The 15,085-nt window shown below is 26.4% G+C and carries 12 protein-coding genes and 1 pseudogene; 5 read left to right on the forward strand and 8 right to left on the reverse strand.

Features of this window, described 5'->3' with window-relative positions; translation table 11 throughout:
• Window positions 1-192: 192 nt before the first annotated feature.
• The 6 genes from tssG to KAR67_RS09000 form a co-directional block, all read right to left on the reverse strand.
• Window positions 193-1,101: a type VI secretion system baseplate subunit TssG gene (gene tssG / locus KAR67_RS08975; RefSeq protein ID WP_002779653.1), complete on the reverse strand. Its 909-nt coding sequence runs from the start codon at window positions 1,099-1,101 to the stop codon at window positions 193-195.
• Window positions 1,098-2,819, reverse strand: a complete 1,722-nt coding sequence (gene tssF / locus KAR67_RS08980) for a type VI secretion system baseplate subunit TssF (protein WP_060793199.1) — start codon at window positions 2,817-2,819, stop codon at window positions 1,098-1,100. The genes tssG and tssF overlap by 4 nt, the downstream gene beginning before the upstream one ends.
• The gene (gene tssE, locus KAR67_RS08985) at window positions 2,816-3,208 is read right to left on the reverse strand and encodes a type VI secretion system baseplate subunit TssE (RefSeq protein ID WP_038836822.1); all 393 of its coding nucleotides are present in this window, start codon (window positions 3,206-3,208) and stop codon (window positions 2,816-2,818) included. The genes tssF and tssE overlap by 4 nt, the downstream gene beginning before the upstream one ends.
• 2 nt (window positions 3,209-3,210) lie before the next feature.
• Entirely contained in the window at window positions 3,211-4,665 is a 1,455-nt protein-coding gene (tssC, locus tag KAR67_RS08990; RefSeq protein ID WP_038836824.1) for a type VI secretion system contractile sheath large subunit, read from the reverse strand.
• Window position 4,666: 1 nt separating this feature from the next.
• Entirely contained in the window at window positions 4,667-5,152 is a 486-nt protein-coding gene (tssB, locus tag KAR67_RS08995) for a type VI secretion system contractile sheath small subunit (protein WP_002881833.1), read from the reverse strand.
• 68 nt (window positions 5,153-5,220) lie between these two features.
• Window positions 5,221-6,468, reverse strand: coding sequence for a type VI secretion system domain-containing protein (locus KAR67_RS09000; RefSeq protein ID WP_060787630.1), 1,248 nt, complete (start codon window positions 6,466-6,468; stop codon window positions 5,221-5,223).
• Window positions 6,469-6,593: 125 nt separating this feature from the next.
• Here KAR67_RS09000 and tssJ point away from each other — a divergent pair, with 125 nt between their 5' ends.
• From tssJ to icmH, 3 genes are read left to right on the forward strand one after another with little or no spacing between them, the layout of a single operon-like run.
• Window positions 6,594-7,040: a type VI secretion system lipoprotein TssJ gene (gene tssJ / locus KAR67_RS09005; RefSeq protein WP_002779659.1), complete on the forward strand. Its 447-nt coding sequence runs from the start codon at window positions 6,594-6,596 to the stop codon at window positions 7,038-7,040.
• A gap of 9 nt (window positions 7,041-7,049) precedes the next feature.
• The gene (gene tssK, locus KAR67_RS09010; protein WP_060787629.1) at window positions 7,050-8,447 is read left to right on the forward strand and encodes a type VI secretion system baseplate subunit TssK; all 1,398 of its coding nucleotides are present in this window, start codon (window positions 7,050-7,052) and stop codon (window positions 8,445-8,447) included.
• Window positions 8,444-9,217 carry a type IVB secretion system protein IcmH/DotU gene (gene icmH, locus KAR67_RS09015; protein WP_002790607.1) on the forward strand — a complete coding sequence of 258 codons (774 nt, stop codon included), beginning with the start codon at window positions 8,444-8,446 and terminating at the stop codon, window positions 9,215-9,217. Before tssK ends, icmH begins: the two co-directional genes overlap by 4 nt.
• A 254-nt stretch (window positions 9,218-9,471) precedes the next feature.
• Here the strand turns inward: icmH and KAR67_RS09020 are convergent, their stop codons facing one another.
• Window positions 9,472-9,987, reverse strand: coding sequence for an Hcp family type VI secretion system effector (locus KAR67_RS09020; RefSeq protein ID WP_002779662.1), 516 nt, complete (start codon window positions 9,985-9,987; stop codon window positions 9,472-9,474).
• A gap of 117 nt (window positions 9,988-10,104) precedes the next feature.
• Here KAR67_RS09020 and tssM point away from each other — a divergent pair, with 117 nt between their 5' ends.
• A complete protein-coding gene (gene tssM, locus KAR67_RS09025; RefSeq protein ID WP_060787628.1) occupies window positions 10,105-13,632 on the forward strand; it encodes a type VI secretion system membrane subunit TssM in 3,528 nt (1,175 codons plus the stop codon).
• Entirely contained in the window at window positions 13,629-14,528 is a 900-nt protein-coding gene (locus tag KAR67_RS09030) for an FHA domain-containing protein (RefSeq protein ID WP_002882780.1), read from the forward strand. Before tssM ends, KAR67_RS09030 begins: the two co-directional genes overlap by 4 nt.
• Before the next feature lie 3 nt (window positions 14,529-14,531).
• On the opposite strand, the pseudogene KAR67_RS09035 reads toward KAR67_RS09030, so the two are convergent.
• Window positions 14,532-15,085, reverse strand: a pseudogene (locus KAR67_RS09035) (hypothetical protein); the annotation flags it as partial.

Below are 15,085 nucleotides of genomic sequence, written 5' to 3' on the forward strand. Positions count from 1 at the left end.
TAGAATTTAAAATATCAAGACTCATATAAGAATTAAGGGACATTGATGATCCTTTTGGGTTTGTTGATGATTAATAGCTATAAGCTTATGTGATTTATTTTAGCATAAAGTGGGTAAAATAAAGTTTATTTTAGGGTATGGTTTATGGGTGAAGAGAGATTGTGATTTTTTTAAACATATTTTTGTGTTAGCTTATTCACATAGTTTCATATATACTATTGTATATTTTTTTTGCGTATTACCTAAAATTTTTGCCCAACCAAGTTTGGCAGTATTTTCTTCTCCTAACACAAACTTCATTTCTGAAGAATAGTTGATTTTAAGATATAAATCAACACAAAATTCATTATTTGTTAAAAACATTATACTATTTTTTAAATCATCGTGTTTGGTTCCATTGGGCATAAATTTAACCGCTTCTTGATATGAAATATCCTTTATATAGATCGCTATTTTGTTTTGATAAGAGATAAATTTATCGCCTAATATGAAATTATTTCCTAAAATATTGTTCTTTATTCCTAAGTTATTTTTTTGCGAATTTGAAATTAAAATTTGATGGGGTAAATTTTCAATAATTGATAATTTATCCTTAAGTTTAAAATTGACTTGTAAAACTCTTTCAATGTGTGTTTTAGGTCGTCTTAAACTTAGTAGTAAAGGTGCAAATGGTAAATATTTTTTTGCAATATCGTATTCTTTAATTCCCAACATGCTAAATAAAATTTTTGAAATAGAATCTTTAAAATTTTCATTAAAAGATCGTGGATAATTTTTTAAGCTTATTACATCAAAAAATATCCAAAGCAAATAATGATTAAAGAAATCAAAGAATAGAGTCCAACCTTGATCGCCATCTTCATTTCTTGACAGTTTATCTAGCATAAATGAAGGAAGTTGTGAAGAGACTCCATGTAGCCCCATGAAATTTATAAACAATTCTATAACTGATTGTTCGTGTTCTGAAAAAATGATTTTTTCTATATCTTTATTTGGATGTTTTAAACTTTTATTTGTTCTTAAAAATATATTCTTTCTTCCATAGTCTTTTTCTAATTTTTTTATTAATTTAAAAAAACTATATGAAGTAAGATTATTCATATTAAAGCTTTTTTTCCAAAAGAAGCAGGGTAATGTAAAATTTCTTTTGAGTCAAGGCATCTTATTTTTAACTCACAAAAGGAGTTAATACTAGCAAAAGAAGCTAAAAATTTAGATATAATCAATCCCAATAAATATACCTCGCCTAAAGTGTAAAAATTCGAATCTTTAATACTAAAAATAGCTAAGGTCCCTTTTTTTGTGATATTTTCATCTATTAAATAAGTGCTTTTACTTTGAATATCGATTATAGATTCTTGCAAAAGCTTATAAATCTTCCAATTTGATTGATTATCTAAAAAGCTATAGCTTTCCAACACACCAAAAAAAGCTTTTTTGCTCAATATTGTTTGATATGAAAAAGATAACACAGAAACAAGCTTCCATAATAAATTACCATCAACACTACATCTTCTTGTTTCGCTTGGAATTTCCACATTTTTGGTATCGACACCTTTTAGATCGCAGGTATTAATATCACCTATTTTTAATTTTGAAGGTAAATCTCCATTGGAGCACAAAAGATCAATACTTATAGTTTCATCCATTATATAAGAGGAAAAGAAAGAAATTTCGCTAAATACCTCTCCTTTGGAATTCTTTTTAGTATTTACGCTATAAAAATCCTTTTGATTGTCTTTTAAAAATTCAAAGCGTTCAAAACTTTTATAGTTTTTTAATAACCTTTTGCCGCCTTCACTATTATGTGCTTTAACCTGTAGTGTCTGTATGATTTCGTAAGCTTTAGGTTGGCTTCTATCCACAAAAATTCTATAACTATCTTTTTTGTGATTATTTATAAGAGGTTCTGCACTTTTTGTAAAGATATTGATAATAGGTGTCATGCTTAAAGAAAGTAATTCTTTTCTAAAAATACAATTTGCAGGAAATGGTTTAGAGAATTTAAATTCAATATTAACTGTCTTTCCTTGACAATTATTTAAAATATCCAAACCATTGATTCTTAAAAAATTAAATTTATGTGGCATGAAAAAATATTCTCTTAGTAAGGAAAAAGCTTCAAAGCCTAAATCATTATAAGATAAACTACTTTCATCTGGATTCAATCCTATTTTTTCAATATTATAGGTATTAAGAAAAAATTCTTCATCAGTATCTAAACTTTGAATTTTTAATTCTTTTAAATAAGAATGCATGTATAATAATAAAGTACTAGACATATAGGTATCATTGCCTAGATATAAATTAATTTTTTCCAAACCCAAATCACATATTTTTGTTTCTGCCTTATTGACTTGCAAAGTTAAATTGAAAGTATAATCTTGATTTTTACTAGATATAAAAACTTCGCTGATGGAGATAGAATAAAGATAAACATCATATACTGTTTTAAATTCACAAACACATTTGTCTATTGGTTTTGATTTAATAAGAGTTCCTTTGGGAATAATTAAATTATTTTCTTTACTATTTTGTTCAAATTTAAATTCTTGCATGCATAAAGAAGGTAAAGGATTTGTATAATTTGGAGAAACAATATTAATCAAAGATTCTGCAATGTGTGGTATATTTTCATCAAGCTCTTGATGGATTTTAGAGCTTAAAATAGCTAAATTTTCAATAATTCTTTCTATATCAGGATCTTTGCTATCATATGCTAAAAATGGTGTTAACTTTGGATAATTTTTTATAAAATACTCTCTTTTTTCATATAGATATTCAAGCTCTTTTTGATAATAAAAAATATTATCCTTCATTTAACCTCGCAATATCTATTGTTTTTAAAGATGATTTCTATATTGAATTCTTTAAAACGATCATCCTGAAAAAAACATTTTACAATAAAAGAAAGTTGCCAAGGACTTAAGCTATTATCATAAGTGATAGAAACTACACATATTCTTTTTTCATAGTTATCAATTAGTTTTCTTATTTCCTTAGCCATTGATACGCATAATTCATTAGAGTTAAGATTAATATCAGCCATATTAGGCATTCCTAAGTTTTTTACAGCATAACAATCATTAATTTTTGCATTGAGCAAAACCTTTATATTGTTTTTTACATCTTCAAAATCATTTTGATAGAATGGAATATGAATGTTTTGCTCGTCTAAATTATGGATCAGTTTATCTAGCAGGGACATTATTATTCTTTATCTAATTTTCCTACTAAAGAAAGTTCAAAATTACCACCCATATATTTAAAATGAGGTCGGACGCTTAGTCCTATTTTATACCATCCTGGCTCTCCTGGTATATCATCAACTTTCACTTGTGCTGCTCTGAATGGACGACGACTTCTTACTTCAGAAGGTGGATTTTCTTGATCGGAAATATATTGTCTAATCCATTCATTAAGACCATTTTCGATATCGCTTCTTTCTTTCCAGCTCCCTATTTCTTCTCGTTGTAAAACCTTTAAATAGTGCGCCAATCTTGAAATTAAAAAGATATATGGAAGCTGAGTTCCTAATCTGTAATTTGTTTCAGCTTCTTTACCTTCTGGGGTATTTTGAAATATCTTTGGTTTTAATGGAGAATTTGCTGAAAAAAATGCTGCATTATTACTATCTCTTCTTAATGTTAAAGTTATAAAACCTGCTTCAGCAAGTTCATACTCTCTCCTATCTGTAATCAAAACTTCTGTAGGTATTTTTGATTGTATAGTTCCAAAATTTTCATAAAGATAAGTAGGTAGATCCCTAACAGTTCCTCCGCTTTTTGGTCCTATAATATTGCCGCACCATCTATACTTAGCAAAGCTTTCTGTTAATCTTGTACAAAAAGTATACGAAGAATTAGCCCACAATAAATGATTATGTGAAGCATGAACATTTTCTTTATAGTTAAAGCTTTTAATAGGGTTTTCTTCAGGGTCATAAGGGCTTCTTGCTAAAAATCTTGTCACTAGTAAGCCTGTATATTTAGAGTCTTCATTTTCTCTAAAAGTTCTCCATCTTGTATATTGAGGTCCTTCTAGCAAACCTTGTAAATCTTGAATACTTGCAAGCTCAGAATAATCATCAAGCCCAAAAAACTTTGGTCCAAAAGATGTCAAAAAGGGAGAATGACTCATAGCTGCAATACTAGCCATTTTATTTAAAAAAGTCATATCAGGACTTGCTGATCCAAGTTGGTAATCTCCGATGATTGCTCCTACGGGTTCTCCTCCAAATTGTCCATATTCTGAAGAATAAATATTTTTATAAACAATACTTTGTGTGATGTCTGGATTATTTTCAAAATCCTCTAAGGCTTCTTCTTTTGTTATATCAAATAGGTCGATTTTTATATTTTCATTAAAATCAGTTCTTTCAACCAGAAATCTAAGTCCACGCCAAGTAGATTCAAGTTTTTGAAATTCTTCATTATGTAAAACTTCATCCATTTGTTTTGAGAGTAAATGGTCAATATGGGCTATCATTTCATCAAGTGCAAATTTATTGATTTTTTCTTCGGCATTATCGCTTTTTACAATTTCTGAAATAAATTCAGCAACACCTCTTTTGGCAATACTATAACTTTCATCAGTTTTAGAGTATTTGCTTTTCTCCATAATTTGTTCAATAATTGGCGTATCAATTACTTTGGTATTTGCCATTTTAATTTCCTTGCTCTTCTTGTTTAATTTCTAAAAGTAACTTTTCTTTAGTTTTTTCATTTTTTAACGCTTCTAAAACAGCTTTTCTAAAATCAGGAATATTACCCATAGGACCTTTTAAAGCCATTAAAGCTTCTCTTAGCTGCAATAATTTGTTTAACTCAGGTATTTGTTTAGCTAAGCTATCTGGAGAAAAATCCTTCATACTAGCAATATTGAGCTTAACATCAAGCTCTTCAGCTCCTGTTCCAAGAGTATTTTTTACGCTAAAACTCGTTGTTATATTGAGTTTTCTCATAACTTGATCAAAATTGATCTTGTTAATTTGCAAAATTTCTCTTTCTTCTAAGGGGGTTTCGTTTTTTCCTTTTAAATTTGCCATTACCATTAATTTTAACGGCAGCTCCACATCCTCATTTTGTCCATTAGTTTTAGCTTTATATGTAATATTAATTCGTTCCTTTGGAGCATGAGATCCATCTGACATTTTAAATCCTTAAAAATAAAAATTTTAGCTTAATTATTATATTAAAATTTGCTAAATTTAATCTTGCATCATTTAATTTTATTTTTTGCGTTTTCATATTCTTCGGCTAGATAATCTTTTAGTAGAGTTTTTTCCATTAACTCTACTAAGTATATATTTAAAATTTTAGAGTTCTTTTTCATTCCTTTTGATTCAAAAATTTTTACCATATCTAGCAAGGAATTAATATTATTCATAATAGAATTATTAAAATTTTCTTTATCAATATTCATCAGCATTTGCTCAAAATCTTGTAATGTATGTTCTTTGTCAGTTTTTTTACTTGAAAAAAAACTTTTTTTATTTTCTTTGGATTTAACAAAATATTTATAAACTTCTTCTTTGCAGATAAAATCACCATTTTGAAAACGGAGAAGTTCAATAGTATCAAATTTAGAAATAAAATCACTTGTTAATATTATAAGAATGTCTAATTGTTTATTTTTTTTCTTTTTTTCTAAAAAATCACAAAAGAGTTGTACACCCTCTATCCAAAAAGGATTTAAAATAAGTTCATGCATAAAACATTTAATATGTTCTATATCATTTTCTTTATCAGAAAGTAATATGCGAATTATATCTGCATCAGGTTTTCTTATTTTAGTAATTTTTTCATTATTACATTCAGGCAAACACCTGATTTTTCCCCACATTGCTTGGGTGAATAAAGCGTAGATATTGAGATTATTTTCATCCTCTTCCAAAAGCTCAAATGCAAGTTTTTGATAAAAATTTTTATATTCTCTCTCGTTTAAAGAGTTAATATTATCGCTTCTAATGTTTACAGATACTTGAGTTACAGGAGATTTTGGAAGTTGTGGTGCAACTTGAGCAATTTCAATTTTTGCAAAATTGCAAGATAGTAAATTTTCAAATTCGGAAAATAAAGTAATAAATTGATTAACAATCTCAGATGATATAAGCACTTTTGTTTTATTGTATTCTTGAATAAAATTTTGAATAAAATTTTGAATTTTTCGCTTTTGAGCTAATATATAAGCATTATTTTCATCTATAAGTTTTTTTAAATGTTGAAAAAGAAGCAAAAGCTTTTCAAAGCATTCTTCATTGTTTAAATTAAAACACGATAAAAGAAAATAGTTGCAAATTTTAAAATCTAAAGAATGATTTAATAATATAAACTGAGAATATTGATAAACTTTATCCCAAGAAATATTTTCATGGTTTAAAGTCTTATATTTTGACATCTCATCTTCAAGTAACTGAAATTCTTGTAGTTCATCTAAATTATTTTTCAATTGATCACAAAAATACATTTAATTCCTCCAAAAATTTGCCTCATTATAATTAAATTTTAAAAAATATTATGTTAATTTTTTAAAAAATTTACTCAATTAATCATAAATTATATATTCTAAGATAGAAAGGATACTTTAGTTTCATGTTTTGTAAAAAAAGCTTATTTTTTTTATTGCCACTATTCTTTTGCGCTTGCTCAAGTGTTGTTAGTGTTAAGATAAATAATGTAGAGAATTCCAATCTTAATAATAGACATGATGATGTTCCTGTTACGGCTATTGTATATCAACTTAAGGATATTAAAAAATTTGAAGAAGCAAGTGATATAGATTTGGCTACTAGAGAAGAGGGGGTACTAGGCAAGGATAAACTTGATTCTATTAAAACGCAAATTGCACCTAAAGACAATATTATCGCGGTTAAAGTAGATGAAGAAGAGGTTCCTTATGTAGGCATTCTTGTATTATTTGCAAATAATACAAAAAAAACAACAAAAATATGGGCAAAGACCGAAGATGCAAATGGGTTTGGGAAGAATAAGTATTTAAAATTTGAAATATCCAAAGAAGGTATCAAAAGAATTAAATAGGAATAATATATGGCAAATAAATTAAAAGTTGCTTGGTTTGATGGACTTAATATTGGACAAACCCATTTTGAGCAGCAAGAAAGATTTTTTAATAGAAATATAGATCTTAAAACTATAAATATATATAGTAATTTATATGGAATAATAGACTTGGAATTTTCTCAAGAGATGTTATTGCAAGGAAAAATTGCACTTTCTAAAATTTCAGGTATCGCACAAGATGGAAGCATTTTTAATGCACCTGAGCAAGATTTGTTGCCTGAGCCTATTGAAATCAATTATGAATCTTTAATTGATTCAGTTGTGGTATTAAAAATTCCTATCGGAGTTACTGATATTGCTGATTTATCTTTAAGAAATACTTTTCCAAATTCAAAGTTTATATGTCTTAGAAATAGTATTGCTTTAAGAAATTATGATGATTCAAAATCTAATGTAATGGACAAAATTGAAGATGAGTACGAACTTGAAAATCTGACTTTTACACAAGAGAAAAAAGATTTACTTCTTGCTAGTTTAAGACTAAAACTTGGCATTTTAGGTAATTCAACTCCTGATGAACTTGAATTACCAATTGCAAAAATTAAAAATATTGATATCAATAAAAAAATTGAATTAGAAAGTGATTTTATACCCACTTGCTTAAATATCAGCAAAATATCTACCATAAGATCCTTTTTGGAAGAAATTATTTTTTCAATCAATCAACATAAAAAAGTTCTATCTAATGTTTTTAAAGGAATCGATCAAACAAAAAATACATTGGATTTTAGCACTTTTTTATCCCTTAATCTTTTAAAAAAATGGTATTTAATATTTTCACATCTATTAAAAAAAGATAAAATACATCCTGAATTTTTATACGAAAAATTTTTAGAATTTCAAGGAGAGCTTGCAGCTTTTAGCAACGAAGAATCTTTTTTAGATTTTATTCCTTATAAACACGATAATCTTTATAATACTTTTTTAAATATGATGAATAATCTAAGATTGTTATTTTCTAAAATCACAAGCCCTAAATATTTTATAGCTAAGACCAGTATTAATGGCAATGGTTTTTATGATTTTATTTTTGATAATTCGGGAATTTTAGAAGAAAGTGAAATTTATTTCGCAATTCGTGCAGATGTTACTACAGAATATCTACTTAATAATTTTAAAATTCAAAGCAAGATACATACTCAAAGTAAAATTAAAAATATAGTCGCAACTCAGCTTGAGGGCTTAAATGTAGATCAAGTACCTAATGTTCCATCTAGCATTCCTTATTTAAATGGTTATGTTTATTATAAATTAGATAAAAGAGATCAACTGTTTAAAGATTTTAAAAATGAAAGTATCATTAGTATGTACTTGACCAACAATATAAAAAACCCTGATATTATAATGTGGGCGGTATTTCAATGAAAGAAATAAATGAAGAAAAAAAGGCATTAAGCTTACTTCTTGATTCAGATTTTGATGGTTTAAAAAACAATAAAATTATTGATTATTCTTTGGAGTTGCTTTTGCTTTCTTATAGACTTTCAAAAATAAGCTCTATGGATACAAGTAGTATTAATCAACTTAGAGAAACATTGATTAATAAAATTTTAGATATAACCGCTAAATTAAGTATATGTAAAGAATATGATGAAAAAGAAATTATTAAATTCAAATATTGTCTTTGTGTCTTTATAGATGAAAGCTTAATGAAAAATGAACTTTTTATTAATTTTTGGGCTCACAATACTCTAACTGTAAGGTTATTTGATGAAACTTTAGGCGGAAATAATTTTTATGATATTGCATCATCTTGGATTAATAACCCTTTTAAGTTTAAAGATTTTTTGGAATTTATCTATGCTTGTTTAATTCTTGGTTATAAAGGAAAATATAATGAGACTAAGGATAGAGATGAAAAAATAATTCATTTTTGCAATAATATTGCCACATCTTTAAAACCGGTTTATAAGATAGAAGAAGAGTTAGCTTTTAATAAAGCATATAAAACTGGTTTGAAAGAAAATATTTGGCAAAAATTTATAAGATTGTATTTTAAAAAACTTATTATCGTTGTGCCAGTATTGATTATATTAGGAGTATTAAGCTATTCAATTTTCAATTTAGAAACTAATAATCTTAAAGTGGATAATAATATATCCGTATTGATAAAAAATTTAACACATATAGAATAAATATACTAAATTTTTAAATATCAATTTATTTGTTATGAGTAAAAATTAAATAAAAATTGTTTTACTGCTAGAATAAAAATCAAATGTAAAACCTATAAAAGGATAAAAATAATATAAAAACAAGCTTTAATTATGCAAATTATTAGTACAAATAAGTATAAGGTCGTATCATAATTATGCCATGGATATAATTCACGATACAATCCCAACTATAATTATGTATTTTAGTCAGGATTATTTAAGATAAATTATAATTAAGCTTTGCCCTCTCTCCAATCATCACTTCCGCTAGTTCCAGCAGCAGTATGTTCCCAAACTACTTTTCTATAGCTCATTGAAACTTTTAAAAGCTCGGTTTTATCATGATTACTTGACTCTTGCGCATTTGGCATTATTAATTCAATATTTGTAATAATTGCATCTTCCAATTTTGTAGTAAAAAAATGTTCAGATCCGCCACTTGTTGCGGTTCTAAACCAATGAACTTCGACTGTTGGAAGTCTTTCTCCTTTGGTAAGTGCATTATATAGCAAAGGCACAGATTTATTTAATGAGCAAGTAAAAGAAAAAGGCTTATGAACTCTTTGTCCAGAAGGTTGTCCGCTTTGCTGATCAACAGGTACGGTTACAATATGAGATACCTCTTGAGCCATGATTTCATCTTCATGACCCGATTTATATCTATTGCCAATACTCGCTTCAGTAGATGCACCGCTTGAAATCAAACCTTGTGTGGAACCTTCAATTTTTATAAACGCTGGTTCAGCCATAAAAAAACTCCTTTAATTTTTTTTAACATTCAAAATTGTATCATTTTAATCTTAATCTATTAAATTTTTGCAAAATATTTGCATATTAATTTGTTTTTACTTTACTAAGGAATAATGATGTTTAAAAAAATATTTGATTTTGTGAAATCAAGATTATTTATAACTGCTTTTTTGCTTTGTTGTATTTTTCTTTTGAGTATTTTATTTTGGTTTTGGGGTTCTTTAGTAGCTTTTAATGACATATATATTTTTAGTAGTTCATTTTTAAGATTTAGTATTATTTTGATAATTTGGCTTATTGTTTTTTTGTTTTTTTTATTAAAGCCTATTATAAATTTTATATCTTCTTTAAAAAGTGAAAAAAGATTAAAATTTAAAGTCCTAAAAAAAGAAGCTGATGAGTTCATTTACAAATCTAAAAGAAACTTCTTTTTATCTCTTAAAGATGCCAAAGAAACATGGAAGAATGATTTAAAAACAAAAAATTTACCCTTAATTATCATCATAGGAAATGAAGGGGCTGGAAAAAGCACTTTTATTAATTATTCTGACATCGAATACCCACTTAGCGATAGTTTAGAGTCTTATAAAAAATTCCATAAGTCTACTAGAAATTTTGCACTTTATGTATCAAAAAAAGGCGCTTTGTTAGATACAGAAGGAAACTATTTTTCACAAGAAGAATTTTTTAAGCCTACAAGTAGCGATGAAATACCCGAAGATGATATAGATAAAAATAGAGATTTTTTAATTAAAAAAAATATATGGAAAAAATTCCTTACTTTTCTCAATAAAAATTTTTTTCATAGCAAACTAAATGGAATTATTTTAGTTGTTGATACTGTCCTTTTCTTAAATAATCCTAAGGAGTATTCCAAAAATCTTATTAGATATCTAACAAAAAGAGTAAACGAATGTGAAAAAACTTTGAATTTAAAGTTGCCCATCTATATAGTTTTTTCAAAACTCGACTTGATCGAAGGCATGAAAGAGTATTTTGATATTTTCGATAAAAAAATTTCAGATAAAATTTTAGGATTATCTTTTGATAAAATCTTAAGTGAAGAATTTTTAAATAATGAATTTAAAGAATTAAGTGATTCATTATTATGTTCCTTGATGAGTAAAAACTCCCATATTTATAATATAGAAAATAAAAATAAAAGCTACTTATTTTTAAAACAACTTGATAATTTATTTGCATTAGCAAAGACTTTTATTTTGGAAGTGCAAGAAGAAAATAAGCTTAAAAATAATTCTTATCTTAGAGGAGTTTATTTTGTTAGTGCCTATCAAGAAAATATTCCTAGAAATTTCTTACTCGATGCCATATGTGAGAAATATAACTGCAAAAAAGTATTATCAAAATCCAATATTATACATAATAAACAAAGCTATTTTGTTAAATCACTGCTCGAAGATTTAATTTTTACAGATTATTCTTTAAGCACTATGAAATCTTATTCTAAAAAATTATCTTTTTTAATGATAATTTTAATCATAAGCTTTGGAACATATGCTATATCTTCTTATTTTATAAGTAAAAACAATAAAGAATTCGAAAAAAGCCAAAACACCTTAAGATCTTTACAATTGCTTCTTAAAGATCAAGATTATCAAAATTTAAATATTAAACAAAAAGCTGACTTCTTAATTGAATTGAGAAATATTTTAAATACTTATCCTGAACTTTGGCAAGATAATAATATATTTCAATATTTAAATCTAAATCTCTCATACAAAGGATTTAAAGAAGCTAAACAACTTTATTACAAACTGAATGAAGATGTGTTAAAAAATACTTTATTAAAAGAAATGGAATATACTTTACTTACCGATACAAATAAAGAAAATTTAATCAAAACATTATATATGTATAGATCTTTGTTTGAACAAAAATATTTTAATAAAGAAATACTAAAAATTTGGATTAACGAGAATTGGAATACTTTAAGTAAGTATTCAATCTCTAAAGATGACTTTCTAGAAGGGGTGGATGAGCTTAAACAATTTAATCTTAAATCTTTTACAGAAGATGAAAACAGTATACATACAGGAAAAAGAAAACTTGAGAGTATAAGTAGAACTCAAAGAATTTACATTCTTCTTAATTTTTTAAATAGCGATAAACCTAAAGAAAAATATCTTATAAAAGAGGATTTAGGTTTTGCTGCAAATAGTGTATTTTCAAATAATTCTCAAATAACTTCTATAGATAAAATATATACAAAAGTTGGTATGATGGACTTTTTAAATGATTTAAATCAACAAGTTGACACCGCAATCAATATTGAATCTTGGATGCTAGATAACAATTTTAAAGAAAATAAAAACACTTTGACTATGGGTATTTTAAAATTATACTTAAGTGAATACCAAAATGCTTGGCAAAATCTACTCGCTTCATTGCAACCTGTTAGGTATAATACCAAAGAGGCAATGCTTAATGAGCTTAATATCTTATCAAAAAAAGAAAACCCTTTATATTCTTTGTTAAAAATTGTTAGTTCTAATACAAATTTAAATGATGCAGTTTTACTAACTCAAGCCTACAATTTAGGATTAAATGCTGGGGAAATTAGATCAAATTTTATTGGGGTAAGCAATGCTTTCACACAATATCATAAGCTAGTAAACAAAAATACACTTTTGAGTGTTGGTAATATAGAAGTGGGCAAAGGCACTGATGATGAAAAAATATTAGATATTCTTAATACAAGTATTACAAATATGTCCAATAAAATTATAGATTTTAGTTCTAATAATAACCAAAGCGCTGAAGAAAAAATTTCATATGCTCTTGGAGGCAATAAAGATGCCAATGATCCTTTTGCTGTATTTCAAATGAACATAAAAAAATTACCTAATGATTTAGAGAGATATTATAGTCAGCTTTCTAATTATTCGTGGAATTTTATAGAAAATCATGGTATTTCTTTATTTAATACTGCTTGGATTAATGAAGTGTATAATCCATTTGTTAATGATATTGCACCATATTATCCTTTTAATGATGAGAGTGTAGCAGATCTTAGTATGGATAGTTTTAAAACATTTTTTGGAAGAAATGGGACATTAAATAGTTTTTATAAAAAATACTTGAACAATGTTTTAGTAAAAAGAAAAAATAACTATTCTATCAATTCTCAATTTGCTTCAAAATTAAATTTCTCTAAAGAATTTTTAGATTTTATCACCAATGCAGGCAATCTCTCTAGTCTCATACTAAATGGTAATGATAATATAAAAGTTAATTTTACTATTCAAAGCCTTGATTTAAGTGCGGATTTTTCCTTTATAAAGCTTGGCTATGATAATAAAAATATCCAATACGATCATACTCTTAATCAAACCCTACAAATTGTAGCAGAAAAATTCAATAATGGAACAAGTTTAAATTTTACAGCCTATAACTACTCTAATCCTAATTTAAATTATACAAAATCATATAAAGGAGAATGGGCATGGTATAAGTTTATAAAAGATAATAAAAGTAATTCTATATACAGCATTATATTTAACAATAATAAAAACTTATATTTTGACTTTGAAATTATTAACGGTGCTAGTGAATTAAATAATATAGTTTATATTTTAAATAATCTTAAAATAGTAGAAAATATTACAGGGGTAAATAAACAATGATAGAAAAAGAAGAAATAGGAATTGCTATTGAGAATTATGACGAATGTATTAGTGGTTCTAAAACATTTGTATTTAACACAAAGGGTGGAACTATAGGAAGCGGTGATGATTGCACTTTTCGTATTCAAGATAAACTAGAACAAATCAAAAACACCCATGCCATAGTATCTTATGAAGAAGGATCTTTTACAATTGCGGCTTTTGAAGATTCTGACATTTATTATAATAAGTCCTTTTCTAGAATGCCAAGTGGCTATGAAATAATAATCAGCATAGGCGATATTTTTAAAATCGGTAATTTAGAATTTAGATTTGTGGATGCAAAAAGCATTGAAGCAAGCATTAAAGAAAATAAAAAATACTTAGAAGATATTGAAAAACGCAATCATTTTGATGAAATTGAAATTAAACCTAGAGGAAAAACAAGTATAAATTTTGACAAAAACAAAGAGTTAAAAGAGATTTTAGAAAATAATGATTATAAATTTATCGAAGAAGAAAAGGCAGATGATAGCTTTTTAAAAGAAATAATTCAAAAAAATCCAAATTCATTAGAATATGAAAATGTTTTAAAAAGTTTGGTAAAAAATTTAAAAGATATTAAAACAAAACAACAAAGCTCTAAATTAAATAAAGATTATTCTTCTATTAGTATCAAAGATTTTGAAAGTATTATTAATAATATACCCTTAATCAAATCCACAAGATTGATCAATATTTTAGCCCTTAGCCTAATCGCAAAAGAATTATATACTCCAATATTTGAAGAAATGGAAGAAAATATGTTTATTAAATATATTGAAGCTGCCATACAAAACAATATCAAAGAAGATAAGATTCTTTTTGAAAATCTTACCATCAAAGCATTGGAAAAGTATATTAAAGATTTTGAGTGATTTTTACTCTTTTATATTATGCTCTTTAGCATAAGCTAGTATTTTAGCTCGAAGTTCTTGCGGAAAATTATATCTATAAATAGCAGGAATTCTTGGATCAAGGAGTCTATCAAGCTTATGTCTTTTATAATACCATTCTAGATTTTCAGGGGTAAAATAATAAGGTGCATTAGGATAGCCTTGAGGAGGAGTGAGGGCTGCTAATTTGGCAGTTAATATCATAGAATCTATTCTTAATTGTGCACTTTCTTCACTCCGATCATTTGGAATATCATAACCATAAGCATTTACCATGCCATTATAATACCCTCCCCTATGATGATCAAATTCTCTTCTGCTTTCATAAGTAGAATCTATATCCCTTGGATCTTTTATCTTGCCCTCAACTATATCACTTCTTAAGGCTTTATACATACTTCCAAATTCATCGCGAGCAATTCTATATTTATTATAATCAATCACCCAATCTACTCCCATAATTTCATCTATAAAAGGAAGCATACCAAATTCATCAGGTTTTAAAGTCTTAGCTAAGGTTTTAATCTCTTGTTCTCTTA

This window comes from Campylobacter sp. JH32, assembly GCF_017846535.1.
Lineage (GTDB): Bacteria > Campylobacterota > Campylobacteria > Campylobacterales > Campylobacteraceae > Campylobacter_D > Campylobacter_D coli.